This is a genomic window from Streptomyces sp. NPDC008137, from assembly GCF_042957035.1.
Lineage (GTDB): Bacteria > Actinomycetota > Actinomycetes > Streptomycetales > Streptomycetaceae > Streptomyces.
Genome location: NZ_JBIBHN010000014.1, coordinates 141957 through 166862 on the forward strand (window position 1 = coordinate 141957; position 24906 = coordinate 166862).

The 24906-nt window shown below is 71.2% G+C and carries 21 protein-coding genes and 4 pseudogenes; 15 read left to right on the forward strand and 10 right to left on the reverse strand.

The genetic code is table 11. The annotated features are described in order from the left end of the window. Window positions 1–195 precede the first annotated feature (195 nt). The 5 genes from ACFZBT_RS22810 to ACFZBT_RS22830 all read left to right on the forward strand — a co-directional run bounded on the left by ACFZBT_RS22810 (window position 196) and on the right by ACFZBT_RS22830 (window position 6886). On the forward strand, window positions 196–741 hold the full coding sequence (locus tag ACFZBT_RS22810; RefSeq protein WP_391106206.1) for a hypothetical protein: 546 nt from the start codon (window positions 196–198) through the stop codon (window positions 739–741). 190 nt (window positions 742–931) lie between these two features. Beyond that, window positions 932–3667: a SpoIIE family protein phosphatase gene (locus tag ACFZBT_RS22815; RefSeq protein WP_391106208.1), complete on the forward strand. Its 2736-nt coding sequence runs from the start codon at window positions 932–934 to the stop codon at window positions 3665–3667. A gap of 128 nt (window positions 3668–3795) precedes the next feature. Next, a complete protein-coding gene (locus ACFZBT_RS22820) occupies window positions 3796–5160 on the forward strand; it encodes an FAD-dependent oxidoreductase (protein WP_391106210.1) in 1365 nt (454 codons plus the stop codon). 148 nt (window positions 5161–5308) lie between these two features. Continuing rightward, the gene (locus tag ACFZBT_RS22825) at window positions 5309–5803 is read left to right on the forward strand and encodes a lamin tail domain-containing protein (protein ID WP_391106212.1); all 495 of its coding nucleotides are present in this window, start codon (window positions 5309–5311) and stop codon (window positions 5801–5803) included. Window positions 5804–5905: 102 nt separating this feature from the next. Beyond that, window positions 5906–6886 (forward strand): alpha/beta fold hydrolase, encoded by a 981-nt coding sequence (locus tag ACFZBT_RS22830; protein ID WP_391106214.1) that lies wholly within the window; start codon window positions 5906–5908, stop codon window positions 6884–6886. 31 nt (window positions 6887–6917) lie between these two features. On the opposite strand, the pseudogene ACFZBT_RS22835 reads toward ACFZBT_RS22830, so the two are convergent. The 5 genes and pseudogenes from ACFZBT_RS22835 to ACFZBT_RS22855 all read right to left on the reverse strand — a co-directional run. Beyond that, window positions 6918–8435: pseudogene (locus ACFZBT_RS22835) on the reverse strand (FAD-dependent monooxygenase); the annotation flags it as partial. A 97-nt stretch (window positions 8436–8532) separates the two neighbouring features. Further along, the gene (locus tag ACFZBT_RS22840) at window positions 8533–8907 is read right to left on the reverse strand and encodes a hypothetical protein (RefSeq protein WP_189727443.1); all 375 of its coding nucleotides are present in this window, start codon (window positions 8905–8907) and stop codon (window positions 8533–8535) included. Between the two features lie 68 nt (window positions 8908–8975). After that, on the reverse strand, window positions 8976–9497 hold the full coding sequence (locus ACFZBT_RS22845) for a roadblock/LC7 domain-containing protein (protein WP_391106217.1): 522 nt from the start codon (window positions 9495–9497) through the stop codon (window positions 8976–8978). A gap of 38 nt (window positions 9498–9535) precedes the next feature. After that, window positions 9536–10345, reverse strand: a complete 810-nt coding sequence (locus ACFZBT_RS22850; RefSeq protein ID WP_391106291.1) for a hypothetical protein — start codon at window positions 10343–10345, stop codon at window positions 9536–9538. Further along, complete coding sequence (locus tag ACFZBT_RS22855; protein WP_391106219.1) at window positions 10345–10749, reverse strand: hypothetical protein; 405 nt, start codon at window positions 10747–10749, stop codon at window positions 10345–10347. Before ACFZBT_RS22855 ends, ACFZBT_RS22850 begins: the two co-directional genes overlap by 1 nt. 713 nt (window positions 10750–11462) lie before the next feature. Here ACFZBT_RS22855 and ACFZBT_RS22860 point away from each other — a divergent pair. Further along, window positions 11463–11642, forward strand: a pseudogene (locus ACFZBT_RS22860) (BON domain-containing protein); the annotation flags it as partial. A 34-nt stretch (window positions 11643–11676) separates the two neighbouring features. Here ACFZBT_RS22860 and ACFZBT_RS22865 read toward each other — a convergent pair. The 5 genes and pseudogenes from ACFZBT_RS22865 to ACFZBT_RS22885 all read right to left on the reverse strand — a co-directional run bounded on the left by ACFZBT_RS22865 (window position 11677) and on the right by ACFZBT_RS22885 (window position 15315). Continuing rightward, on the reverse strand, window positions 11677–12669 hold the full coding sequence (locus ACFZBT_RS22865; RefSeq protein WP_391106221.1) for an Acg family FMN-binding oxidoreductase: 993 nt from the start codon (window positions 12667–12669) through the stop codon (window positions 11677–11679). 64 nt (window positions 12670–12733) lie between these two features. Beyond that, window positions 12734–12820, reverse strand: a pseudogene (locus ACFZBT_RS22870) (DNA-binding protein); the annotation flags it as partial. A gap of 153 nt (window positions 12821–12973) precedes the next feature. Continuing rightward, window positions 12974–13258 (reverse strand): dsRBD fold-containing protein, encoded by a 285-nt coding sequence (locus tag ACFZBT_RS22875; RefSeq protein ID WP_391106223.1) that lies wholly within the window; start codon window positions 13256–13258, stop codon window positions 12974–12976. Between the two features lie 11 nt (window positions 13259–13269). After that, entirely contained in the window at window positions 13270–14670 is a 1401-nt protein-coding gene (locus ACFZBT_RS22880; protein ID WP_391106225.1) for a nicotinate phosphoribosyltransferase, read from the reverse strand. 39 nt (window positions 14671–14709) lie between these two features. After that, window positions 14710–15315 carry a hypothetical protein gene (locus ACFZBT_RS22885; RefSeq protein ID WP_391106227.1) on the reverse strand — a complete coding sequence of 202 codons (606 nt, stop codon included), beginning with the start codon at window positions 15313–15315 and terminating at the stop codon, window positions 14710–14712. A gap of 535 nt (window positions 15316–15850) precedes the next feature. On the opposite strand from ACFZBT_RS22885, the pseudogene ACFZBT_RS22890 reads away from it, so the two are divergent. The 9 genes and pseudogenes from ACFZBT_RS22890 to ACFZBT_RS22930 all read left to right on the forward strand — a co-directional run. Next, window positions 15851–16435, forward strand: a pseudogene (locus ACFZBT_RS22890) (zinc-binding dehydrogenase); the annotation flags it as partial. A gap of 305 nt (window positions 16436–16740) precedes the next feature. Further along, window positions 16741–18510, forward strand: a complete 1770-nt coding sequence (gene acsA / locus ACFZBT_RS22895; protein WP_391106229.1) for an acetate--CoA ligase — start codon at window positions 16741–16743, stop codon at window positions 18508–18510. Next, entirely contained in the window at window positions 18507–19589 is a 1083-nt protein-coding gene (gene pdhA / locus ACFZBT_RS22900) for a pyruvate dehydrogenase (acetyl-transferring) E1 component subunit alpha (protein WP_391106231.1), read from the forward strand. The genes acsA and pdhA overlap by 4 nt, the downstream gene beginning before the upstream one ends. A 6-nt stretch (window positions 19590–19595) precedes the next feature. Next, window positions 19596–20591: a pyruvate dehydrogenase complex E1 component subunit beta gene (locus ACFZBT_RS22905; RefSeq protein ID WP_391106233.1), complete on the forward strand. Its 996-nt coding sequence runs from the start codon at window positions 19596–19598 to the stop codon at window positions 20589–20591. A gap of 2 nt (window positions 20592–20593) precedes the next feature. After that, complete coding sequence (locus ACFZBT_RS22910; RefSeq protein ID WP_391106235.1) at window positions 20594–22105, forward strand: 2-oxo acid dehydrogenase subunit E2; 1512 nt, start codon at window positions 20594–20596, stop codon at window positions 22103–22105. Then, window positions 22102–22353, forward strand: a complete 252-nt coding sequence (locus ACFZBT_RS22915) for a phosphopantetheine-binding protein (protein WP_391106237.1) — start codon at window positions 22102–22104, stop codon at window positions 22351–22353. Before ACFZBT_RS22910 ends, ACFZBT_RS22915 begins: the two co-directional genes overlap by 4 nt. A gap of 131 nt (window positions 22354–22484) precedes the next feature. After that, window positions 22485–23861 (forward strand): rhodanese-like domain-containing protein, encoded by a 1377-nt coding sequence (locus ACFZBT_RS22920; protein WP_391106239.1) that lies wholly within the window; start codon window positions 22485–22487, stop codon window positions 23859–23861. A 34-nt stretch (window positions 23862–23895) separates the two neighbouring features. Beyond that, the gene (locus ACFZBT_RS22925; RefSeq protein WP_391106241.1) at window positions 23896–24144 is read left to right on the forward strand and encodes a rhodanese-like domain-containing protein; all 249 of its coding nucleotides are present in this window, start codon (window positions 23896–23898) and stop codon (window positions 24142–24144) included. Continuing rightward, the gene (locus ACFZBT_RS22930; protein ID WP_391106243.1) at window positions 24141–24890 is read left to right on the forward strand and encodes a TSUP family transporter; all 750 of its coding nucleotides are present in this window, start codon (window positions 24141–24143) and stop codon (window positions 24888–24890) included. The genes ACFZBT_RS22925 and ACFZBT_RS22930 overlap by 4 nt, the downstream gene beginning before the upstream one ends. Window positions 24891–24906 lie beyond the last annotated feature (16 nt).

Here is a 24906-nt window from a genome sequence, read left to right on the forward strand (position 1 = left end):
GCGCACCGATGCCGGAGACGAGGCCGGGCCTCTCCAGTGGGCACCCCGCACACCTGGTCGCTCGACCTGTGCATCGTCGACGCCTGGGCCGAGGAGTGGGGCTGGACCCCCGTCCCCCGGCTGGCAAGACGGTCCGGGCCGGGTTCTCGGCCCCTCCCCCCATCTGACACGACTGCCGCGGAAAGGCCCCTCGCCATGCGCAGCGCTTCGACGGAACACCCGAGCAGCGAGCGCCCACAGCGCCCCGACGCCCCGACCGGTGTAGCCCGGGCCGCACCTCTCACGGCGCTGGACCGCGTGCCGTGGGGCGACATCCAGGACTCCACGGGCTCGGCGGCGGCCATTCCGGTCCTGCTCAGCGGCATCGCCTGGGGTGACGCCGAAACGGCCCGGTCCGCACTCGACGACCTGCGCAGACGGATCTGCCAGTTCGGCTTCGTCGTGGAGCAGGCCACCGCCGCCACGGTTCCGTTCCTGTGGGAGCTGGCGAAGCTGCCGCAGGTGACCTGCCGCCCCCAGATCATCCAGCTGCTCAAGAACATCGCCGACGCCCGGCAGTGGGAGAGCACCGCCGCCGTCTATCCGAAGCTGCTGAATCATCGGGAGAACCCGGTGGTGTGGGAGCGCGCGGCGCGCCAGGCGGTTCGTGCGCGCCGCGGAGAGCTGGGCCGGCTGATGGCCGACGAGGACACCGAGATCGCCCGGGCCACGAACGAGCTCGCGCGCTCCCTGGGAACCTGAGCCCCGGGACCTTGTGGCGAGCGAGATTTTGCGGAAGGTTGCCGATCGGGCCAAGGTGAATGTGCGCGCCCGGCAGTAGGGCGTCTCCCGTGCGCCTCGCCGCCGGGAGACGTGACGAAACCGTGAGGGCCCCCTGTCACCATGGGTGATGCCCCTCGCCTCGCAGGGCCGGGCAGTGTAGACATGGCACATGGTCCGACTCATGGGTCGATCCGGGACTCGATCGCCCCTGCGGCCCGGCGCTGCGCCGTCCGCACGGCAGCGGCGGGAGGCGGGATCGTCGCGGTGGCATCCGATGGCGGGGCTGCGATCGGTCGTGGGCGGACGCAGCGTCGCCGGACAGGTGTTCCTGCTCGTCGTGGTGATCGTGCTGCTGCTGGTGGTGGCCGCGGTGGCCGCGCTGGTCCTGCAGGTGCGGCACGACACGACCCAGGAGGCCCGTAACCGCTCGCTCGCCGTCGCGGAGACCTTCGCCAACGCTCCCGGCACGGCCGAGGCGCTGCAGGGTTCCGATCCCACGGCGGTGCTCCAGCCGCGTGCCGAGGCCGCCCGCGAGCAGTCGAAGGTCGACTTCATCGTCGTCATGAACACCGACGGCATCCGCTACACCCACCCCAAGCCGGACCGCATCGGGAAGCAGTTCGTCGGAACGATCGCGCCCGCGCTGGCCGGGGAATCGGTGACCGAGGAGATACAGGGCACGATCGGCCACCTCTTGCAGGCCGTGGTGCCGGTGAAGGACCCGGACGGCCGGGTCGTGGGCCTGGTGTCGGCGGGGATCACGACCGAGAACGTCGGCGGCACGGCCGACCGTCAGCTGCCGCTCGTGCTGGCCGCCGCCGCGGTGGCCCTCGCCCTGGCGACGGCGGGCGCCGCGCTGGTGAGCCGGCGGCTGCTGCGCCAGACCCACGGGCTCGGGCCGCACGAGATGACCCGGATGTACGAACACCACGACGCCGTGCTGCACGCCGTCCGCGAGGGCGTGCTCATCCTCGACGGCTCCGGCACCCTGCTGCTCGCCAACGACGAGGCGCACCGCCTGCTCGGACTGCCTGCCGACGCCGAGGGCCGGCACGTCCTCGGCCTGGGTCTCGACCCCGGCACCGCCGACCTGCTGGCCTCCGGGCGCGTCGCCACGGACGAGGTGCACCTCGTCGGGGACCGGCTCCTGGCCGTCAACCAGCGGACCACGGAGAGCGCGGGCGGCCCGCCCGGCAGCGTCGCCACCCTGCGCGACTCCACGGAGCTGCGTGCCCTCTCCGGCCGGGCCGAGACCGCGCGGGAGCGGCTCAACATGCTGTACGACGCCGGCGTGGGCATCGGGACGAGCCTGGACGTGACCCGCACCGCCGAGGAGCTGACCGAGCTTGCCGTACCCCGGTTCGCCGACTTCGTCACCGTGGACCTGTTCGACGCGGTGCTGGGCGGCGGACAGCCGGACGCGGCGGCCGCGCTGAGCCGTACCGCGCTGAGCGGGATCCGCAAGGACGCTCCGCTCTACCCCGTCGGCGAGCGGATCAGGTTCGTCGACTCCTCTCCGCAGGGCCACAGCCTCGACACCGGGCGGGCCGTCCTGGAACCCCGGCTGGGTGAGGCCCCCGGCTGGCAGGCACAGGACCTCGAGCGCTCCGCGGAGATCGTGGAGTACGGCATCCACTCCCTGATCACCGTGCCGCTACGGGCCGGCACCCTGGTGCTGGGCGTGGTCAGCTTCTGGCGCTTCGAGAAGCCGGAGCCCTTCGACACGGACGAACTGGCCCTGGCTGAGGAACTGGTCGCGCGGGCCGCCGTCTCGATCGACAACGCGCGCCGCTACACCCGCGAGCACAGCATGGCCGTGACGCTCCAGCGGAGCCTGCTCCCCCGGAACCTGCCCGAGCAGGGCGCGCTGGAGATCGCCTACCGCTATCTGCCTGCTCAGGCCGGGGTGGGCGGCGACTGGTTCGACGTACTGCCGCTGTCGGGTGCCCGGGTGGCGCTGGTGGTCGGGGACGTCGTCGGCCACGGGCTGTACGCCGCGGCCACCATGGGGCGGCTGCGGACCGCCGTGCACAACTTCTCCGCCCTCGATCTCCCGCCGGACGAACTCATCGCCCTGCTGGACGAGTTGGTCGGCCGCATCGACCAGGACGAGACCGAGGAGGACGGCAGCGCCCCGGTCACCGGCGCGACCTGCCTGTACGCCGTCTACGACCCGGTCTCCCGGCGCTGCACCGTCGCCCGGGCCGGGCATCCCCCACCGGCGCTGATCCACCCCGACGGCAGTGTCGAGTTCCCGGAGGTGCCGGCCGGTCCCCCGCTCGGGCTCGGCGGTCTGCCGTTCGAGACGGCGGAGCTGGAGCTGGCGGAGGGCAGCCGGCTGGTGCTCTACACCGACGGGCTGGTCGAGGACCGGGAGCGGGACATAGACGTCGGTCTCGAGATGCTGCGCGAGGCACTGAGCCGGGCCGGTCAGTCCCCGGAGGACACCTGCCGGGTCGTGCTCGACTCGCAGCTCACGGCCCGGTCCAGCGACGACATCGCCCTGCTCGTCGCGCGCACCCGGGCGCTCGCCGCCGACCAGGTCGCCGAGTGGCCGGTGCCGGCCGACCCGGCGGCCGTGAGCGAGGTGCGGGCGGCGGTCACCCGGCAGCTGGCCGAGTGGGGGCTGGACGAGCTGTCGTTCACGACCGAGCTCATCCTGAGCGAGCTGGTCACCAACGCGCTCCGGTACGGCGGCGGCCCCATCCATGTACGGGTGCTGCGCGACCGCAACCTGATCTGCGAGGTGTTCGACAGCAGCAGCACCTCGCCGCATCTGCGGTACGCGACGATGACGGACGAGGGCGGTCGGGGCCTGTTCCTCGTCGCACAGCTCGCGGAGCGCTGGGGGACGCGCTATCTGCCCGCCGGGAAGGTGATCTGGGCGGAGCAGCCGCTGCCATAAGCAGCGGTTGGAGGTGCTCATAAAGTTGCCTTATGAGCTCATAGACCGGACCCGCGTACCGACTTAGGCATGCCTTAGTTTAGGCTTCCCGACGAGATCGCTTGTCGCCGCTCGAAGGGAACCTGACCATGCCCCGCCCCCTGCGGGTAGCCATCGTCGGATCCGGCCCCGCCGGGATCTACGCCGCTGACGCCCTGCTCAAGTCCGAGGTGGCCGCCGACCCCGGTGTGTCCATCGACATCTTCGAGCGCATGCCGGCGCCGTTCGGACTGATCCGCTACGGCGTGGCGCCCGACCACCCGCGGATCAAAGGCATCATCACGGCCCTGCACCAGGTCCTCGACAAGCCGCAGATCCGGCTCTTCGGCAACGTGGACTACCCCTCCGACATCAGCCTGGACGACCTCCGCGCGTTCTACGACGGCGTGATCTTCGCCACCGGCGCGACGGCCGACCGCGCACTGCCCCTCCCCGGTATCGAGCTCGACGGCTCGTACGGCGCCGCGGACTTCGTGTCCTGGTACGACGGCCACCCCGACGTCCCGCGCACCTGGCCGCTGGAGGCGGAGAAGGTCGCCGTGCTCGGCGTCGGCAACGTCGCCCTGGACATCGCGCGCGTCCTGGCCAAGACGGCGGACGAACTGCTGCCGACGGAGATTCCGGCGAACGTCTACGAGGGCCTGAAGGCCAACCGGGCCATGGAGATCCACGTGTTCGGCCGCCGCGGCCCGGCGCAGGCGAAGTTCAGCCCGATGGAGCTGCGGGAGCTGGACCACTCCCCCAACATCGAGGTCATCGTCGACCCCGAGGACATCGACTACGACGAGGGCTCGATCGCCACCCGGCGCGGCAACAAGCAGGCCGACATGGTCGCCAAGACGCTGGAGAACTGGGCGATCCGCGACACCGGCGACCGGCCGCACAAGCTCTTCCTGCACTTCTTCGAGTCGCCGGTCGAGGTCCTCGGCGAGGACGGCAAGGTCGTCGGTCTGCGCACCGAGCGCACGGAACTCGACGGCACGGGCAACGTCAAGGGCACCGGCACCTTCAACACCTGGGACGTCGGCGCGGTCTACCGCGCCGTGGGCTACCTCTCCGACAAACTCCCCAAGCTGCCCTGGGACATCGACTCCGGCACCGTCCCCGACGAGGGCGGCCGGGTCATGCAGGAGTCCGGCGAGCACCTGCAGTCCACGTACGTCACCGGCTGGATCCGGCGCGGCCCCGTGGGCCTCATCGGGCACACCAAGGGCGATGCCAACGAGACGGTGTCCAACCTGCTGGACGACTACGCGAACGGCCGGCTGCAGACGCCCGCCACCCCCGCTCCCGAGGCCGTGGACGCGTTCCTCGCCGAGCGGAACGTCCGCTTCACCACCTGGGACGGCTGGTACAAGCTGGACGCCGCGGAAAAGGCGCTGGGCGAGCCGGAGGGCCGCGAGCGCGTGAAGCTCGTCGAGCGCGAGGACATGCTGCGGGCGAGCGGCGCCTGACGCCCGTCCTGTAGGCGTGTGGGGCGGGTCCGGTGGCAATGTCACCGGACCCGCCCTTATGTGTGCTTGAAGCGTGTACGATCCGGATGCTTCACCGAATCATCACGCGGCCTTCACAAGAGGGCCTTGCAAGGGGGGACGAACGTCCATGCACATACGCCTTGTCGCCACCACGGCGGCGATTGCCGGAGCCCTGACCGCCCTGACGGCGGTTCCGGCCCAGGCCGCCGAGTACAGCTCCGCGCTGAAGATCCGGGGTATCCAGTACGACGCTCCCGGCCGCGACTCCAACCGCTGCTCCGGCGGGAACACCGCCGCGGAGTACTTGACGATCAAGAACTACTCGCGGTCGACGACCGTGAACCTCAAGGGGTACGTCGTCAAGGACGCCGCCGGCAACAAGTTCACGTTCACCGCCAGCCACACTCTTCAGCCCGGTGACTACGTGAAGCTGCGCGGCGGCAACGGGTCGGACTCCGACTCGAAGAACGTCGTCTACCGCGACAACTGCAACTTCATGTGGAACAACGACAAGGACACGATCTACGTGTACAAGCCGTCCGGCAGCCGTGCCGACGTGCACTCGTACACCAAGAGCGGCTCCGACGGGGACGGCAACGGGTACATCACGTACCACGGCTGACATGGCATGAGCGTGGGGTCTGTTGCCGTTCCGGCAACAGACCTCACGTTCTTCCTGCCGGACGCAGCATGATCAGAGGGTCCGAGTACCCAGGGAGGATCCATGCCGCAGACGTCCGCCATCGGCCCGGCCCACCGTCTGGTGCCTTCACCAGCCGGTCGCACGCACCTCGTGGAGCAGGGAGACGGACCCCTCGTTCTGCTGCTGCACGGGTTCCCCGAGTCCTGGTACACGTGGCGCCCCCAGCTGCCGGCGCTGGCCACCGCCGGCTATCGCGCGGTGGCCGTCGACGTCCGCGGCTACGGGCGCTCGTCCCGCCCCGCGACGGTGGAGTCGTACCGGATGCGGGAACTGGTGGAGGACAACGTCGCCGTGGTGCGTGCACTGGGCGAACAGTCCGCAGTGGTCATCGGGCACGACTGGGGTGCGGGCATCGCCGCGACCTCCGCGCTGGTCCGGCCCGAGGTGTTCCGCGCGGTGGGACTCCTGAGCGTGCCCTACACCCCGCCCGGCGGCCCGAGGCCCAGCGAGGTCTTCGCCCGGATGAGCGGCGACGAGGAGTTCTACGTCTCCTACTTCCAGGAGCCCGGCCGGGCCGAGGCCGAGATCGAGCCGGACGTACGCGGCTGGCTCGCGGGCTTCTACGCCGCCCTGTCCGCGGACACGATGCCCAAAGCCGGCGCCCCCGACCCCCACTTCGTCGGCCGCGGCGGAAAGCTGCGCGACCGCTTCCCCGCCGGCCGGCTTCCGCACTGGCTGGACGAGACCGACCTGGACGTCTACGCCGGGGAGTTCGAACGTACGGGGATGACCGGCGCCTTGAACCGCTACCGGAACATGGACCGGGACTGGGAGGACCTGGCCGACCTCGCCGGCGCTCCCGTCACCCAGCCCTCCCTGTTCATCGGCGGCGGCCTGGACGCCTCCACGACCTGGCTCGCCGACGCGATCGAGGCGTACCCGACGACCCTGCCCGGCCTGACGGCTTCTCACATCTTGGAAGGCTGCGGTCACTTCCCGCAGCAGGAACAGCCGGACGAGACCAATCGGCTCCTGATCGAGTGGCTCGCCGGTCTTCGCTGATCTGGAGGACCGGGCCCGGCAGCCAGCGCTCGAGGTAGGCGCGCAGACCGGTCAGGTCGTTGCCGCGCGATACGTATCCCACGTAACCGTCCGGGCGTACGAGGGCATGGGCGACGTCCGGCCAAGGGCTGTCCGAGCCGAGGTGGTGCACGCTGAGCAGGTCGTGGCGTCCGCGCTCCGGCACCTCCGGTGGCCAGAGACGGGCAGGGCCGGTGAGCAGGAGGTGGTAGCCCCGTGCGGCAATGCGCTCCTGCAGTCCGGGCGGGACATCGGGGAGCCGGTCTCCCGCCTGCGGGCCCTGTCGTGGTCGGTGCGGTCCGCTGGTGGAGGCAGGCCCGCGGCGGTAGTGGATGCCGAGTTCGGAGACCGCGCGGAAGAGTCGTGCGCGAGGACGGGTCGTGCGCAGCAGCAGCGGGGCCAGGCGCGGGGCGAGCTGGGTGCGGGCGAACCGGAGGGCCGGGTTGCCGCTCGTGCCGACGGTGAACGCCTGGTCGGTGAGGCGGCGCACGACGTGGCCGACCGGGGCCCGCTCCGCCTCGTAAGTCTCCAGCAGTTCCTCGGACGCCGCGCCCCGGCAGACGTGAGCGAGCTTCCAGCCCAGGTTGAGGGCGTCCTGGATGCCGGTGTTCATGCCCTGTCCCCCGGCCGGGCTGTGGATGTGCGCCGCGTCCCCGGCGAGGAAGAACGGGCCGTTGCGGTAGTGGGTGGCGCCGCGGTTGTGGATGCGGAAGGCGGTCATCCAGACCGGATCGCGCAGGATCAGGCGTTGGTGGTGCCCGGTGTGGTCGGCGTGGACGGTGGTCCAGTCGTCGGCGAGCCGCTGGAGGAGGTCGAGTGTCACCTCGCCCGCGGGGGAACCCGGCGGGCGCATCGCGATCATCCGCCAGGTCGCCGGTGTGCCGAGCGGGAAGAAGAACAGCATTCCGGCCGCGGTCATGTACGTGTGCGCGGCGCACGGCTCCAGCCCTTCGACCTCGAGGTCGGCGAGGAAGAACGTCTGCGGATAGGCGTGCCCCTCGAAGGCGATCCCCGCCTGGGCGCGCACGGTGCTGTGCGCCCCGTCGCAGCCGACGACGTAGCGCGCCCGCACCGTCTCCTGGCTGCCGTCCGGGCATCGGAGTCGGCAGCTGACGTACCCGCCCTCCCGCTCGGTGCTCACCAGTTCCGTGCCTCGTTCGACGGTCACGTCCCGGGCTGCCAGCCGGGCCGTCAGGACCGCCTCGGTCTCCGACTGCGGGAGGAAGAGCAGAAAGGGGTACGGGGTGTCCTCGCAGCCGACGTCGAACACCGGCACCCGCAGCTCCCGTCGGGGCAGATGCAGGTGGAGCCGGACCGCCGTACTGCCCCGCTCGACCAAGTCGTCCGTCACCCCGAGTCCGGCCAGCATTTCCAGGGTCCGGGGCTGGATGGCCGGCGCGCGTGACTCCCGGGCACGGTCCAGTGAGCGGTCCACGATCCGGAACGGGATGTCGTAGGCGCGCAGTTGCGTCGCGAGCGCGAGTCCGGTCGGGCCCGCGCCCACCACCAGCACGTCCAGGGGTGCTGTCATGGCCTCAACGGTAGTCGCGGCCGACTGCGGGCCGGGGCCCTCCGACCCGTGTCGCGTCCGGAGGGCTCCCGTGGTGCCGGTTCAGGGTGGTGTGGGCTCAGACCTCCAGATCGGCTTCGATACGGCGGAGCTGGTGGCGGGCCATCGCCAGGTTGGACCGGCTCCCGTCGAGCACGAGGTAGAGGAACAGCCCGCTGCCTCCGCGGCCCTTGATCAGGCGGATGAGGTGGTACTGGGAGTTCAGGGTGATCAGGATGTCCTCGATTTCCTCCTTCAGCCCCAGAAGCTCCATGGTGCGCAGCTTGGCCCGTACGACGTCGGTGTTGCCGGCGGCGGCGACTTCCAGGTTGAAGTCCTTGGTGCCGCCGAGGGTGCCTAGGGCCATGCCGCTGGTGTAATCGACGAGGGCTGCGGCCGTGGCTCCCTCGATGGAGCTCAGACATTCCTTCAGCGCGGTCTCGGTGTTGGCCATGCGCTCGGTTCCTTTCGTTCTGTCTTGCTTCGGTGGGTGGTCGTAAGGTTCAGGTGGTTCGGGCGGGCTCAGAGGCCGGTGTGCGGGCGTGGCTGGTGGGTGGGCCGCTGCGGTGTGCGGACCGGGAGGGTGCCGATGGGGCGGGCCGTGGCCGGAGGCGCCGCGGCGAGGTGTTCGGCGGGGGCAGGCCGGTCGGCGTGGCGGCCGGTGCCCGGCCCGACGCGCGTGGCCACCAGGTCCGCGATCCGGGCGCCGCTGCGCCGGCCCTCCAGGTGGAGGCGGCCGACGTTGACTCGGTCCTCGGCGAGGAGGGTGAGGACAGCGGTGGTTCCGGCCGCGTAGGTCGCTACGTAGCCCCGGGAGCCGCGTACCAGCAGTTCGCGGAAGTCGCCGCGGCCGGCGGCGTCGGTCAGGCGGTACGCGACACCGAGGGCGGCGGCGGTGAGCGCCGCGAGTCCCTCAGGCTCGGCCTCCGGCACGTCGTGGGCGATGACGAGTCCGTCGACGGTGGCCGCGAGGGAGCCCGTCAGCCGGGGTACGCGGGTGCGGAGCCGACGCAGTTCGTCCAGGACGTCGGTCTCGACGGCCATGAGCATTCTCCTTTCGGCACGCTGTCTTCGCGCGCGGATCACAGTGCCTCCAAGGCGTGCAGGAGCCGTCGCAGCAGTGCGGTGTCGGGCTCGTCCGGTACCACCACCGGACAAGGGGCGGGGGCCGGCTCGGCGTACGCGGGTTCGGGGGCTTTGGCGGGAGCGGGGCATGTGGCTGCGGGGACGACCATCCCGGCGGCGGCCAGGCGGCGGAGTTCGACGAGGGTGTGGAAGGTGCGGCAGGCGAGGGCCGTGGCGATCTGGGCGGCGGTGCGGACGCCGTCGACCTGGGCGAGGGTGCGGCTGCGGCGGGCCGGCAGGTCCGAGGGGTCGACGTCGGGGACCCGGGCGAGCGGGACGAGGTCGACGCAGGGTTCGGGCCATATGCGGTGGAGCAGTTCGCGACGGCGTCTCGACTCGCGCAGCACGGCGTCCACCGGTACGGAGCGGACCGCGCCGAGCCAGTGCGCGACTCCGGGACGGAAGCGGAGTGCCGGCCCGTCGTGGGCGAGGACGAAGTACGCCGCGTCGAACAGGGCGCCCAGGTGGCACAGTTCCAGCGCGCCGGCGGCGAGGTGGCCGCTGTCGACCAACTGCCTGCCGACCCTGCAGCGGCGGCCCGCCTGGTCGATCGCGGCCCACCACCCGTCCGGGGCGAGCGCACCGCTGTGGGTGAGCAGGTCGCCGAGGTCGGGTGTGACGGCGGATTCGACGTGGACGACGTGTCCCGAGGCCAGGTAGACGACGCCCGACTCGGTGGACAGCGCGCCGCTCGCGCCCTGCGCGGCAAGGGTGCCGAGCAGGGCCGAGGCCGGTTCGTCCGTGCGTGAGGTGCGGGCCGGCGTCATCATCCGAGCACCAGTCTGTCCGCCATCTCGGCCAGCCGGATGCGGGCCAGGGCCAGGTTTCCGTCACTGCGGTCGAGCCATAAGTGCAGGAACACGGTGCTGTCGAACGTCGTGCTGACGAACCTGAGCAGGTGGTACGAGTCGGCGTTCGTGATGATCAGATCCTGTACGGGTGGTTCTTTGCCTGATATCTCTCCCGCGTCGCCGCCGACCGGTGCGAGGAGGCCACTCTCCGTGGCGAGGCGGGCGAGTTCGGCGGTCTCAGCCGCCGTCGCCTCCAGGTCGCCGCCCGGTGCGTCACCCACCGCGCCCAGGGCGAGACCGCTGATCCAGTCGACCACCGATGCCCCTCGCGCGCCGGGCAACCGCATGGCCTCCAGCAGACTCTCGTCAATTCCGGGCACGCCGAATCCCCTCCCCTGCACGGCCGTTCCCGCGAACGTGAGCACGACACTACGGTGTGTGCTCGGAGCAGGTGAACGCTTTGGCATTTTCCAAAGGAATGTGCAGGGAAGCGGGCGGGGGTCGAACCGGCTTGATCGGAAGCGGGCAGGATGCATCGCAGGGCGCTAGAGGGCGATTGACCATCGCCCCTGACCTGCACCTTCACGCCTCGGGCACACCTGGGCACGCCCGCGGCGATTCGCAGGTTCGGCAAGCCTTCGCAGGCTTTCGCAGGACTCACGCTGACCACGCGCTGACATTACTGACGGGTAATCAGGTCGATGTGGCGACCTCACTCCACACTGCGGAAGGCGCCTGCCGGTACTCGGCAACGGCGGGACGGGGCCGCAACCTGCGCCCGTAGCCAGCGCTTTTGTCCCGCGCCTCGGACGAGCAGCACACGGCGTCCTACCGATCGGCACCGAGCCCCTGCCCGCCATGCCACCTCCGCGCGGTAGATGGCATCCGACTGGCCGGGCACCGGAACCAGCTACGCGCTCTGGGCCAGCAGACCGGCGTCGATGACCTCAGCGACAAGGGTGGCGCCGCGGCTGTTCTGACAGCGACGGCAGGGCGGCCAAGGTGTGCTCGCGATGCGAGCCGTGGACGGTGCTCAGGTGGCCGAGGATGTCGTCGCGGGTGACCTCGCGCAGGTGGTCGTAGCGGTTGGACCAGCCACGCCATTCACATGAACGTGCACAAGGGCGTCGTCACGCTCCGCGGGCACTTCCGTGACACCTCGTTGCTCCCGGTCGCCGTGCGCCTGGTGCGTGCCGTGGAAGGCGTCGTGCACGTCGAGCCACAGCTCACCTGCGAGGCAGCTGGCCGGGACAGGCCAGGTACAGCTCAGTGACCGTGCGCGAGGCCGGCCGCGGTTCACGGGAGGGTCAGGGCTGGATGTCGAGTACGTCCGGCACCGGGCGACGCGGTGTGCCGGGGCCCGTGGGACCGTACCCCAGGCGCAGGAGCATCTGGGTGTAGCCGGTCCCGGACAGCGGGTCGCGCAGCGGCCAGCGCAGGTCGGTCCATTCGAGGGGCTGGGTGGCGAAGGAAGTGGACAGGCCCTCAAGGGTGGCCAGCAGAAGGACGCGTTCGACGGCCTGACCGGCGCGGAGCCAGTCTTCCGGGTCGTCGTGGCTCGTACTGACGAGGGCCAGCTGAGAAGTGCGTTCGAAGTCCGCGGCGTCACGGCCCGCCACCCTCCGGGGGCCTGCGAAATCGCGCATGGGGGCCTTGCCCCCGCGCTTGCGCGGCCCGAAGGCGTAGTACGGGACTCCGTCGTCGGCGGTGCCCGCCGACCGAGCGTCGATACGAGTCCACCGCGCCAGCTCCTGGTCGCTGCCGAGGTCGGTGATGCCGCGTGCCTCGGCTTCCTGGACCAGTTCCAGCACCTCCCGCTGATGCCATGAGGTCGGGAAGGTCAGCGCTGCTCCCTCGACGCGGGCGGCTGCGGTGAGAGCTTCCCGCACGGCATCGGGGATCTCTCTCTCCTCGAAGGGGTAACGGCTGCTGTGCCGCTGGTGAATCGCGGGATGCAGCGCGCCGAGTGCGCTCTCGTCGGTCGCGGAGCCGATCAGCCGCAAGCTCGCGAGCAGCGCCTGATCCGTTGGGTCGGGCGCCAGGAGAGTTTCCGGAAACCAACCCTCGTGGGCCACGGCGACCCTCAGGTTCAGCAGTGCGGCGCCACAGCCGATGTGCAGGCCGCGTGTGTCGGGGTCGGAGTGCGGCATGGTGCGTTCGAAGTCGGCGCGGATCTCGAACGTGCGGCTGTGCCGGAAATAGCGGAAGAGCCAGGGCTGCGCGTTGTGCATGGACGGGGCGGCAACCGCGTCGTGGACCAGGACCGCCACCCGCTCGTCGGACGGTGCTTGTCGGCTCACCGGAGCCTCCCCTCGTGAGTCGGCGGCCCGCTGAGACGGGGCCGCTCTCGACGGCCGTGGGCGCCTACTGATCGGCCGGAGTGATGCGCCGGCCCGTGAGGCGCGTGGGCCGGATCGACACCCACATCTCGCGTGCACCGCCCGCCCGAGGCTGGGGTGTACGCGCTGGGCGAGCCCACATGAGCTGATCCATCCGGGTACGGAGATCGTCCAGCTCATGCATGGCTGCCGAGAGCCCACCTCTGCTGGGCCGTACGGGTTGTGTCATGGCTGATCCTCCTTGACTTGCCGTGCCGACCGTCGGTCACGTGGGCCATCCGGTCAGCCGTCGACTGGGCCGCTGCGCGCCCATGCCCTCGATGTCCCGCTCGGCGATGTTCAAGAGCTGTCGGGCCAGGTCGTTCATGGCCCGGCCCGCCGCCAGCTCGTCGCCGATCTCGGGCACGTTGGCGTCCGCCGGATGGCAATGCGCGGTCCCGTGACCGGTGAGCGCCGAGGTGCCGGTCTCCAGCACCAGATGTGCTTTCGTGGTTCCGTCTTCGTCCTCGAAGAGGTGGAGTCGAACCTTCCACTCCGCCGTGTGCGGCATCGCCTTCCTCCTCACCTCGATACGGACCCGTGAGGTCCGGACACGGTTCGTTCTGGGAGCGGGGACCGTGCGGAAGCCGCCGCCGTCTGTTCCTCGATGTGGCGCCGGACGCGGGCGGCGAGTGCGCTCAGCCGCTCCGAGGCCGTCGCCCGAGGCACGACCGGCGCTCGGATCCGTCGGGCTTCCGACGGCAACCCGCCCAGGTCCGCCGTGAATCTCACCCGGCTCTCGTCGAGCGTGGACCTGGTGCCGGTGCGCCGCCCGCCTCGCATCACCGTCTCCAGCAGCGGCCTGCCACCGCCGGACGACTGCTCGTCGGCCAGACCGATCACGTCGGCGTATCCAGGGCGGCGGAACACCTGCTTGCGGCCGGGTGCCGTCACTTTCGCCGACGACAGCTTCATCACCGGCCGTCCGTCGTACTCCACCATCTTGTACGCCGAGTCCAGATACGGTGCGTCGGCCGAGACCCCGACACGGGTGCCGACGGCGTACGTGTCGATCGGTGCCCCGGAGCGCACCAGGTCGTCCATGGCGCGCTCGTCGAGACCGCCGCTGGCGATGATGCGTACGTCCGGCAGGCCCGCGTCGTCGAGGACGGCCCGTGCCCGTACCGCCAGGACCTCGAGGTCGCCACTGTCCAGCCGTACGGCCGAGCCGGGCCCGCGGGCCGTATGGTCGAGGTCTCGCAGGACGCGCGCTGCGACGCGGACGCCCTCCTCGGTGTCGTAGGTGTCCACCAGCAAGGTCACCGGCCCCGGGTGCGACCGCGCGAAAGCGCGGAAAGCGTCTTCCTCCGTTGCGAACGCCTCCACGAAGGAGTGCGCCATCGTGCCGACGGCGGGGATACCCAGGGCGGTGGCCGCGGCCACGTTGCTGGTTCCGGCGAAGCCGACCATCGCACTGAGACGGGCGGCCTGGAATCCGGCCTGCGGGCCGTGGGTCCGCCGAAGGGAGAAGTCCACGACCGGATGCCCTGCCGCCGCGAGGACGCACCGCGCGGCCTTCGAGGCGATGGCGGTCTGGTGGCTGAGCTGGTTGAGCACGTACGTTTCGGCCAGCTGCGCCTGCGGGAGAGGCGCGGTCACCTCCAGCAGGGGCTCTCCCGCCAGCACGATCCGTCCCTCCGGCACCGCCCGCACGTCGCCGGTGAACTCCAGGCCGAGCAGGGGCTCGAGCTCCCCCGGCCGGCGGTGGAGAGCGGAGGCGAAAGCGTCGACGTCGTCCGGACCGACATGGAGGCCGGACAGGTAGTCCAGGGCCGAATCCAGCCCCGCGGCGACCAGGAAGCCGCGCTCGGGAGGCAGGTCGCGGACGAAGAGGCTGAACGTGGCTGGACCGGTCATGCCCTCCCGCTGGTAGGACAGGGCCATCGTCACTTCGTACAGGTCGGTGGTCGTCGCGTCGGACATCTCGTCGCCTCCTCGGCTCCCGTCCGGGATTCCTCTCGGTCACCTGCGGAAGCGTGCGGACCATGTGGGCTCCACCAGGTCCCACTCGGCGTCCCACTGCGCGTACCTTCTGCGGTCCAGTACACGGCGCATGCCTGCGCGCGCCGCGTAGACGCCGCCGGCTACGCCGACCGCCGCCATAGCACCCACGAACCAGCCATTGGCCGTCGCGGTGAGCTCGCTCATCGGCGCACTGGTGAGGCTGCCGTCCCGGTCCACCCACACCCGCACGGTGGCGCCCTGGGAAGTGTGCGCCGTCACGAGGGTTGTTCCGGTGCGTACCGTGCCGTTGCCGTCGGTCCAGCGGACCTGCGCCCGTTGCTTCCCCTCTCCGGTGACGCCCTTGGCGGTCGACGTGAGCCGGGCCTCGACCTCGTTGCGTTCCGCCGACTGGGCTTGCACGGTGCGCATCGACGACTCGTACGCCGTCAGTCCCGCGCTGAGCGCGGTCGCCGGCAGGCCGAGGACGAGGACCAGCATCAGGAAGCGGCGGAACCAGGACTCGAACCGGTCGGACCTACGTCGGAGGGGGTTCGGCCCCTTTGACGCCTGCTCCTGGCGTGGCGGAGGCCCATCGGACGCGCGCGGCGAATTCTGTGCACTCATGACTCGGCCTCCAGCAGGTCGCTGGTCCGTTCCTCCACCACTTGTCCCACCATGGGACGGCACCGGCCTCCGGTCACAGGGCCGAAGGTCCCTGCGGGAACGGCTTCCGGCCCCGTAGGGGCCGACCGTCGACGTGGTCCGTCTCCGCCTGTCCGGTCATATCCGGGGGACGACCGCGATCGGACATGGCGCGAACCCTCTGGACCCCAGCACCAGCGCGAAGGCGTTACGCTCGTAGCGAGCGGTTCCACGGGGGGGGTGCGTGGACGGGCTCGATGCCGAGGTGCTGCTCGATTCCTAAGGCAGGGAACGCAGAGCGGTTGCCCACCGACGGCTGATCCTCACGCACACGGCGTTCTGGGCGGCGGCGTCAGGCGGTCGAACCCCCTCATGGCTGCGCGCGGTGGCCGTTCCGCGCGCAGCCCCCGCCATCCCCGCCCTCCTCGGTCGGCCACAGCTGGTCGCGGAGGCGGTCCGTCTCGTCTTCCACCTGCGCGTGAACTACCGGCGCGGTCCCCTGTCGGTGGAGGGAACCAGCGAAGTCCTTCCCACCGCCTACGAAGTCGGTGTGCGGAACGGAGCGGTGGGCCCGGGAGACACCGTCGTCGTGGTGGGCGCGGGTCCCGTCGGCCTCGCATGCGTCGTCGTCGCGCGGCTCTACTCGCCCCGCCGGATCATTGTGGTGCACCTGTCCTCCACCCGGCTGGAAGCCGCCGCCCGTGTGGGGGCCGATGCCGCAGAACCACCGGGGACGATGATCGCCGAGCTGTCCGAGGGGCCGGGGGCCGACGTGGTCATCGAGGCGTCGGGGGAACCGGAGGGCTTCGTCCTGTGCACCCGCGCTGTCCGAGCGGGAGGGCACATCGCCGACATCGGCACCCACGGCATACCGGTCACGCTGCGCCTCGCATCCCTGGGGCGCAAGAACGTGACGATCAGCACCGGCCAGGTGGACACGTACCCCATACCGTGGCTGATGGAGCTGGTGAGGTACGGACGCCTGCACGTCTCACAGCTGGTCACCCACACATTCGGCCTCGATCGGGTGGAGGACGCCTATGAAGTGTTCTCCCGCGGCACGACCTCCGGCGCACTCAAGGTCGTACTGCGCCGTGAGTGAGGGCCCGGCCGACAGGAGTCCGAAAAGGCCGGACGGCCCCTCTTCTGGGCCATCCGGCCCTGGAACTCGCCGGCGAGCGGCGGTGCTATGGAAGTGAGCCGGGGGCGCCACAGGAGGCACGGCGAAGCGGAGCGAAACCGCGCACCGTGGAATTCGGGCCCGCAAGAAGCGGGCGGCCCTCGGCTCCATGAGCGTCGGCAGCGACCGCCGCCGTCCCACCAAAGCCCCTGCCCATCCGGCAGAAATGCGGCCAGAGCCGGGCTCGGCGGCCCTGGAGTTCAGGGGACGGTGCCGGGAGGAGCCCCATGCACTGGGAAACCATTCACAAGGACACCGCACCGGTCGTCCCACCCCGACTCACCGACTACGACCGGGCGCGCTCCGCATTCACCTGGTCACGGGCGCGCACCGCACTGTCCGGGCTGCCAAGCGGCGGCCTCAACATGGCTCACGAGGCCGTCGACCGGCACGCGACCTCTGACCAGGCGGACAAGGTCGCGCTGCGCTGTGTCGCCCGGGACGACTCCGTCTCGACCATCACGTACGCGGAACTGGCCCGCCGCACAGCCCGTTTCGCGAATTTGCTTCGATCGCTGGGCGTCGGCCACGGGGACCGGGTGTTCACGCTGCTGGGCCGCTGCCCCGAGCTCTACACCACGGTGCTGGGCACGCTGAAGAACACCAGCGTGCTCTGCCCGCTCTTCTCCGCCTTCGGCCCCGACCCGGTGGAACAGCGGCTGCGGTTGGGCGACGCGCAGGTCCTGGTCACCACCGCAGCCCTCTACCGGCGCAAGGTCGCCGAGCGCCGCGCATCGGTTCCCGGACTGAAGCACGTCCTGATCGTCGGACCGGGCGCGGAGGAGCTTCCCGGCACGGCCTCCTTCGACGACCGGATGTCCGCCGCCGCGGACACCTTCACCATCCCTGCGACCTCGCCCGAGGACATGGCCCTGCTGCACTTCACCAGTGGCACCACCGGCACCCCCAAGGGCGCGGTCCACGTCCACGAGGCCGTCGTCGCCCACCACGCCACGGCCGCGTACGCGCTCGATCTGCACCCCGACGACGTGTACTGGTGCACCGCCGACCCCGGCTGGGTCACCGGCATGTCGTACGGGATCATCGCCCCGCTCGTCCACGGCGTGACGCTGGTCCTCGACGAAGGCGACTACGACGCCCGGCGCTGGTACCGGATCCTCGGCGGACAACGGGTCACCGTCTGGTACACCGCCCCCACGGCCCTGCGCATGCTCATGCGCGCCACACCCCGCCAGGGCCCGTACGACCTACCGCGCTCCTACGACTTGACGGCCCTGCGTTTCGTGGCCTCCGTCGGCGAGCCGCTCAACCCGGAGGCCGTTGTGTGGGGCCGGGAGGTGCTGGGCCTGCCGGTGCACGACAACTGGTGGCAGACGGAGACCGGCTGCATCATGATCGCGAACTTCGCCGCCTGCGACATCCGGCCCGGGTCGATGGGGCGTCCGCTCCCCGGCGTCGAGGCGACCGTGCTGAAGCAGGGTGAGGACGGCAGGGTGGTGGAGGTGGACGGGCCGGGCGAGGAAGGCGAGTTGGCACTGCGGCCGGGCTGGCCGTCGATGTTCCGCGGCTACCTGCACGACAAGGTGCGCTACGACGCCGCGTTCGCCGGCGGCTGGTACCTGACCGGTGACCTGGTCCGCCGGGATGCCGACGGCTGGTACTGGTTCGTCGGACGTTCCGACGACGTCATCAAGTCGGCGGGGCATCTCATCGGTCCGTTCGAGGTGGAGAGCGCGCTGATGGAGCATCCTGTGGTCGCCGAGGCCGGAGTGATCGGACGGCCGGATCCGGTGGCCGGCAACGTCGTCAAGGCATTCGTGTCGCTGCGCCCCGGCGTCGGGCCGACTCCTGGTCTCCAGCGGGAACTGCTGGCCTTCGCCCGCCGCAGGCTGGGCCCCGCGGTCGCTCCCAGGGAGATCGCGTTCGACCAGAACCTGCCCAAGACGCGCAGCGGGAAGGTGATGCGCCGCGTGCTGCGCGCGCGTGAACTCGGCCTGCCCGCAGGCGACCTGTCGACCTTGGAGGGATCCGGATGAGCGTGGCCCGCCCCACCCGCACACGCAAGGAACCGGCCGCACCCCGTCCCGGCAGGAGGTCCGCGACGGGGAAGCGGAGCGCGAGCAGCCGGTCTCCCGCCTCTCGAAGTGCCGCAGGGCACCGGACCGACCTGCTGGCGGCGATGCTGCGCATCCGGCGTTTCGAGGAGCGGTGCGTGGAGCTGTACAGCGCCGCCAAGATCCGCGGCTTCGTCCACCTCTACATCGGTGAGGAAGCCGTCGCCGTCGGCGTCAACGAAGCCCTGACACCCGAGGACTCCGTCGTCTCCACCTACCGCGAACACGGCCACGCGCTGGCCCGAGGGGTCACGGCGGAGGCGGTCATGGCGGAGATGTACGGCAGGACCAGCGGGTGCAGCGGCGGCCGGGGCGGGTCGATGCATCTGTTCGACGCGAGCCACCGCTTCTACGGCGGAAACGCCATCGTCGCCGGCGGAATCCCCCTGGCCGCAGGCCTCGCACTCGCCGACCGCATGCGCGGAGAGAACCGCGTCACCTGCTGCTTCTTCGGAGACGGGGCCTTCGCCGAGGGCGAGTTCCACGAGACCGCCAACCTGGCCACGCTGTGGAACCTGCCCCTGCTGTTCGTCTGTGAGAACAACCGCTATGCCATGGGGACAGCGCTGGAGCGGCACGAGGCCCAGACCGATCTGGCCATGCGCGCGGCCTCCTACGGCATGGTCGCCTGGGCCGTGGACGGCATGGACGTGGAGGCCGTCGAACGGGCCGCACGGCGGGCGGCCGAGGGCATCAGCAACGGCAACGGACCCCACTTCCTCGAACTGCGAACGTACCGCTTCCGCGCCCACTCCATGTACGACCCGGACCGATACCGCGACAAGGAGGAGGTCGAGAAGTGGAGATCCCGGGACCCGATCGGTCTGCTCGCCGACCGAATGCGCGAGGGCGGCGAGTTGGGTGACAAGGAGCTGGAACGGATCGAGCAGAGGGTCACCACCGAGGTCGACCGCGCCGTCGATGCGGCCGAACAGGCACCCGAGGAACCCGTCGGCCGACTGCTCCGTCATGTGACGAGTTCCTCGGCGGAGGAAGGGTGAACTGACATGAGCGGCGGCGAGACACAGGAGGCGAAGACGACCTACCGGGAGGCGATGCGCGAGGCTCTTCGGGAGGCGCTGCGTGCCGACGACCGGGTGTTCCTGATGGGCGAGGACGTGGGCCGCTACGGGGGGTGCTTCGGGGTCAGCCTCGGCCTGCTGGAGGAATTCGGTCCCGAGCGTGTCCGCGACACCCCGCTGTCGGAGTCGGCGTTCGTGGGTGCCGGCATCGGCGCCGCCCTGGCCGGGATGCGGCCCGTCGTCGAGATCATGACCGTCAACTTCAGCCTGCTCGCCCTCGACCAGATCCTCAACAACGCAGCGACCCTGCTGCACATGTCAGGAGGCCAGCTGCCCGTGCCGCTGGTCATCCGCATGACCACGGGCGCCGGCCGGCAACTCGCCGCACAGCACTCGCACAGTCTGGAGGGCTGGTACGCGCACATCCCCGGTATCCGCGTCCTTGCCCCCGCCACACTGGAGGACGCCCGCCGCATGCTGGCCCCGGCGCTCGCCGACCCCGACCCCGTACTGATCTTCGAGCACGGCAGCCTGTACAACGTGTCCGGGGAACTCCTCCCGACCACCACACCCCTGGATCTGGACCATGCCGCGATCCGCCGCCCCGGCACCGACATCTCACTGATCACATACGGAGGTTCACTGCCCAAGACCCTCGCGGCGGCGGACGAACTGGCCGCGGAGGGTGTCAACGCCGAAGTGGTCGACCTGCGGGCTCTGCGCCCTCTCGACGTCGTGGCGGTGACCGGCTCGGTGGCCCGGACCCACCGTGCGGTGGTCGTCGACGAGGCGTGGCGGACGGGGAGTTTCGCCGCCGAGGTATCCGCCCGTATCGCCGAAGAGGCGTTCTTCGAACTCGACGCGCCGGTCGAGCGGGTGTGCAGCGCGGAGGTGCCCATGCCGTACGCCCGGCAGTTGGAGGAGGCCGCCCTGCCGCAGACCGCCGACATCGTCGCCGCGGCCCATCGGGCGGTGGACTGATCATGGCCGAGTTCACGATGCCGTCTCTCGGCGCGGACATGGACGAGGGCACACTCCTGGAGTGGCTCGTGGAGCCCGGGGACCTCGTCCACAAGGGAGACCCGGTCGCGGTCGTCGAGACCGCCAAGTCGACGATCGAGGTGGAGTGCTTCGAGACCGGGGCCATGACGGAACTGCTCGTCGAGCCCGGTACCACGGTGCCGGTCGGGACGCCGCTCGCGCTGATCGGGCCGGCGAAGCAGCACCGGGCCGCCCGGCAGGCGTCGAAGAAGGGCGAGCGTTCCGGACCCACCGAGCTCCCCGAGCGCGCTGAACTCCCCACGCCCGTAGAGCTTCCCGAGCCCGTCCGTGCCCAGCCCGTCGCTCCGCCCTCGCCGGCGGCTGAACCCGGACCGGCCCCGGTGCCGGCCACTTCCGCGGCTCGGCTGCGGGACCGGGACCACATCGAAGCCGGGCCCCTGGTCCGGCACCTGGCGGAACACAGCGGTGTCGACCTGGAGACGCTGCGCGGCACCGGGCCCGGTGGACGTGTCATGCGGACCGACGTCGAGCACGCGGCTGCTGCCCGAGCCGGTGCCGGGCCGGCACGGCCGCGGGTCACCCCGCTGGCCCGGCGGCTCGCCGCTGAACTGGACGTCGACCTCGCCACGGTGAGAGGAACGGGCAGGAGATCGGCCGTCCGAGCCGACGACGTCCGCCGAGCCGCCCCCGGCCCGTCGGCCTCGCCCCCGCGCAAGCCGGCCACCCGTGTCACGGACGGGCCTCGGCCGATATCGGCGCCGCCCCGGCACGCCGCCCCGGCACGCCCTGCCGCCCAGCGGCCCGCTGCCGCAGAGCCGTCCGAGGGCCAGGCGTCGGCCATGCGCCGGGCGATCGCCGACCTGATGAGCCGGGCCAACCGGGACATCCCCCACTACTACCTCTCCACCACCGTGGATCTGGCCGCGGCGACGGACTGGCTGCACGAGCACAACCGCGTCAGCCCGGTGGGTGAGCGGCTGCTGCCCGCCGCCCTGCTGCTCAAGGCCGCGGCACTCGCGGCCCGGGAGGTCCCCGCGCTCAACGGCTTCTGGCGCGACGACCGCTTCACCGCCGGCGAAGCCGTCCACCTCGGCGTGGCCGTGTCCCTGCGCGGCGGAGGGCTCGTCGCTCCCGCGCTGCGAAACGCCGACACCCTGGCCCTCCCCCAGCTGATGACAGCCCTGAAGGACCTGGTCACCCGGGCCCGCACCGGCAGACTGCGCGGTTCCGAGGTGTCCGACGCCACGATCACGGTCACGAACCTCGGCGATCACGGAGTGGAGAGCGTCTTCGGCGTGATCCACCCGCCCCAGGTGGCCCTGGTCGGTTTCGGGCGCGTGGTCGACCGGCCCAGCGCCGTCGACGGCCTTCTCGGTGTGCGCCCCGTCGTCACGGCGACTCTCTCGGCCGACCACCGGGCGACCGACGGTGCCGTCGGCGCCCGCTACCTCACAGCGGTCGACCGTCTCCTCCAGAATCCGGAGCAGCTGTGAACATCAACCGAAGCGATGCGCTGGAGATGGTCAGGGAATCGATCTCCGACGTCATACCCGACGCCGACGTCTCCGCCCTGAGGCCCGATGACGCGTTCCGTGACGCGCTGGAGATGGACTCGCTGGACTTCCTGAGCTTCGTCGAGGTCCTCAGCGAGCGGTCCGGCGTTCGCATCGAGGACGAGGACACGCCTCGGCTCACCACCCTGTCGGCCAGCACCGACTTCCTCGTCACCCACTCGAAGTGACCTCCCGCACCGCAGGCTGGTGAGGCGGCCCGGCGGAGCCCACTCCTCACCCCTGAATACCCCCCCGGGTATTTCTGTTACGGTGAAGACAGATACCCCCCGGGGTAACCGTCCCTAGAGGAGTCGTAGCCGTGTTCTTCGTCGACACCCTTGAATTCGAGGGCCTGGGCAACCGCAGCTACCTGGCCGGCGGGCCGGATGCCGCGGTCGTGGTGGATCCCCCGCGCGACATCGACCAGGTCATCGCCACAGCCGCCCGCCGCGGGGTGCGCATCGCCTACGTGGCCGAGACCCACGTGCACAACGACTACGTCACCGGCGGTCCGGCACTCGCCCGCACGACCGGTGCCCGCTACCTGGTACCGGCCGGGGCGTCGGTGCGGTTCGACCGCACCCCCGTCGGCGACGGCGACTCGATCACGGTGGACGAAGGGCTGGTACTGCGCGCCATGGCCACGCCCGGGCACACTCCGCACCACATGTCCTACGTCCTCGAGGAGGACGGCCGGCCCGTCACGGCCTTCACCGGTGGATCACTGCTGATCGGCGCCGTCGGGCGGCCGGACCTGGTCGAGCCACGGCTGACCGAGTCGCTGGCCCGCGCCCAGCACGCCTCCGCGCACCGGCTGGCCGACGCCCTGGACGACGACGTCCGGGTGCTGCCCACCCACGGCTTCGGCAGCTTCTGTTCCTCCTCACAGTTCGAGGGGGACGCCACGACGATCGGCGCGGAGCGCAAGAACAACGACGCGCTGATCCTGGACGTGGACACCTTCGTCGCGGAGCTGCTCGCCGGCCTGGACGATGTGCCCGCCTACTACGCGCACATGGGCCCGGCCAACTCCTCCGGCCCCGCGCCCATCGATCTGACTCCGCCGCGGTCGGCGGACGCCGAGGAGATCGCCTCCCGGCTGGCGGCCGGCGAATGGGTGGTGGACCTGCGCCACCGCGTCGCCTTCGCCGAGGGGCATGTGGCCGGCTCGTTCAACTTCGAGGGCGAGGGCAAGCTGGCCACGTACCTGGCATGGCTGATCCCCTGGGGCAAACCCGTCACCCTGCTGGCCTCCACACCGGAGCAGATCGCCGCGGCACAGCGGGAACTGGCCCGCGTCGGCATCGACCGTCCGGCCGCCGCCGCGACCGGCGAGCCGAGCACCTGGGTCCGCGAGGACGAGCGACCGGCCTCGTTCCGCCGCGCCCGGTTCGCCGATCTCGCCGAGGTCCGCGCACGCGGCGAGCAGGTGGTGGTGCTGGATGTACGACGTGACTCCGAGCGCTCCGCCGGATACGTCGACGGCTCGGTGCACATACCGGTCCACGAGGTACACGGCCGTCTCGGCGAGGTCCCCGCCGGCGAGGTGTGGGTGCACTGCGCCGGCGGGATGCGCGCGGCGATCGCCGCCTCCCTGCTGGACGCCGCGGGCCGTGAGGTGGTCGCCGTCGACGACGCCTTCACCGCTGCAGGCGAAGGGGGGCTGTCCCTCACCGCGCCCGTCGCCATCGACTGAAGCGCATCGCACCTTCCCTACGGAGACACGCACCATGTCGTCCCTTTTCCGCCCCAGCGCCGAACAGGCTGACCTGCTGGTCACCGACGGGCAGGCCGTCCTCGTCGATGTCCGCGAGAGGCAGGAGTGGAACGCCGGACACGCGCCCGGCGTGCTGCACCTGCCTCTCACCCGCCTGATGGCGGGCGGCCCTCTGGCCGCCACCGCCCAGGGAATGGCCGCCTGGGCCCGGCCCGGCCTTCCGGTCACCGGCGTGAACGGCAGCGGCGGTGTCATAGCGTGAGCGAGCTGATCCTGGCCCTGATCGCCGGAGGCGTGGTGGGGCTGGCGCTCGGCGCACTCGGCGGCGGCGGCAGCGTCCTGGCCGTACCCGCGCTGATCTATCTGCTCGGCTTCACCCCGGCGGCGGCCACCACGACCGCCCTGTTCATCGTCGTCGCCACCTCGCTGACCGCCCTGTACGGCCATGCCCGAGCCGGTAACGTGCGGTGGCGGACGGGTGCCTTGTTCGCCGCGGCAGGGCTGCCGCCCGCCGCCGTGGCCGGGGCCCTGGCGGGGCGTCTGCCGCAGCCGCTGCTGACCGTCGCGTTCGCCGCCGTGGCCGCTGTCGCGGCCGTCCGTTTGCTGCGCCCCGTCCAGGACGTCCCGGCAGGCCCCCAGGGGGCGTGCCCGGCGCGGGCCGCCGGAGCCGGAGCGGGGCTGGGGGCCCTGACCGGACTGCTCGGCGTCGGCGGGGGCTTTCTGGCCGTGCCCGCCTTGGTCACGGCGCTGGCGTTCGAGATGCAGGCCGCGATCGGCACGAGCCTGCTGGTCATCTCGGCGAACTCTCTCGCCTCACTGACCACCCGGGGCGCCACTACGGCGGGGGTCGACTGGACGGTGACAGGGCCGTTCACCGGGGCCGCGATCCTGGGCGCCTGGGACGGCAAGCGGCTGGCGACCAGGATCTCCGGCACCCTGCTTCAACGCACGTTCGCCGTCGTACTGCTGGCCGCGGCCGCCTTCATGCTCGCCGACGCCCTGACATGAGCGGGCGCGGGGCGAT

What these genes read in the sequence shown, in the direction of transcription:
- ACFZBT_RS22810 (WP_391106206.1), top strand. Translation starts at nt 196, where the DNA reads ATGCGCAGCGCTTCGACGGAACACCCGAGCAGCGAGCGCCCACAGCGC.
- ACFZBT_RS22815 (WP_391106208.1), top strand. Translation starts at nt 932, where the DNA reads ATGGTCCGACTCATGGGTCGATCCGGGACTCGATCGCCCCTGCGGCCC.
- ACFZBT_RS22820 (WP_391106210.1), top strand. Translation starts at nt 3,796, where the DNA reads ATGCCCCGCCCCCTGCGGGTAGCCATCGTCGGATCCGGCCCCGCCGGG.
- ACFZBT_RS22825 (WP_391106212.1), top strand. Translation starts at nt 5,309, where the DNA reads ATGCACATACGCCTTGTCGCCACCACGGCGGCGATTGCCGGAGCCCTG.
- ACFZBT_RS22830 (WP_391106214.1), top strand. Translation starts at nt 5,906, where the DNA reads ATGCCGCAGACGTCCGCCATCGGCCCGGCCCACCGTCTGGTGCCTTCA.
- ACFZBT_RS22840 (WP_189727443.1), bottom strand. Translation starts at nt 8,907, where the DNA reads ATGGCCAACACCGAGACCGCGCTGAAGGAATGTCTGAGCTCCATCGAG.
- ACFZBT_RS22845 (WP_391106217.1), bottom strand. Translation starts at nt 9,497, where the DNA reads ATGGCCGTCGAGACCGACGTCCTGGACGAACTGCGTCGGCTCCGCACC.
- ACFZBT_RS22850 (WP_391106291.1), bottom strand. Translation starts at nt 10,345, where the DNA reads ATGACGCCGGCCCGCACCTCACGCACGGACGAACCGGCCTCGGCCCTG.
- ACFZBT_RS22875 (WP_391106223.1), bottom strand. Translation starts at nt 13,258, where the DNA reads ATGCCGCACACGGCGGAGTGGAAGGTTCGACTCCACCTCTTCGAGGAC.
- ACFZBT_RS22880 (WP_391106225.1), bottom strand. Translation starts at nt 14,670, where the DNA reads ATGTCCGACGCGACGACCACCGACCTGTACGAAGTGACGATGGCCCTG.
- ACFZBT_RS22885 (WP_391106227.1), bottom strand. Translation starts at nt 15,315, where the DNA reads ATGAGTGCACAGAATTCGCCGCGCGCGTCCGATGGGCCTCCGCCACGC.
- acsA (WP_391106229.1), top strand. Translation starts at nt 16,741, where the DNA reads ATGCACTGGGAAACCATTCACAAGGACACCGCACCGGTCGTCCCACCC.
- pdhA (WP_391106231.1), top strand. Translation starts at nt 18,507, where the DNA reads ATGAGCGTGGCCCGCCCCACCCGCACACGCAAGGAACCGGCCGCACCC.
- ACFZBT_RS22905 (WP_391106233.1), top strand. Translation starts at nt 19,596, where the DNA reads ATGAGCGGCGGCGAGACACAGGAGGCGAAGACGACCTACCGGGAGGCG.
- ACFZBT_RS22910 (WP_391106235.1), top strand. Translation starts at nt 20,594, where the DNA reads ATGGCCGAGTTCACGATGCCGTCTCTCGGCGCGGACATGGACGAGGGC.
- ACFZBT_RS22925 (WP_391106241.1), top strand. Translation starts at nt 23,896, where the DNA reads ATGTCGTCCCTTTTCCGCCCCAGCGCCGAACAGGCTGACCTGCTGGTC.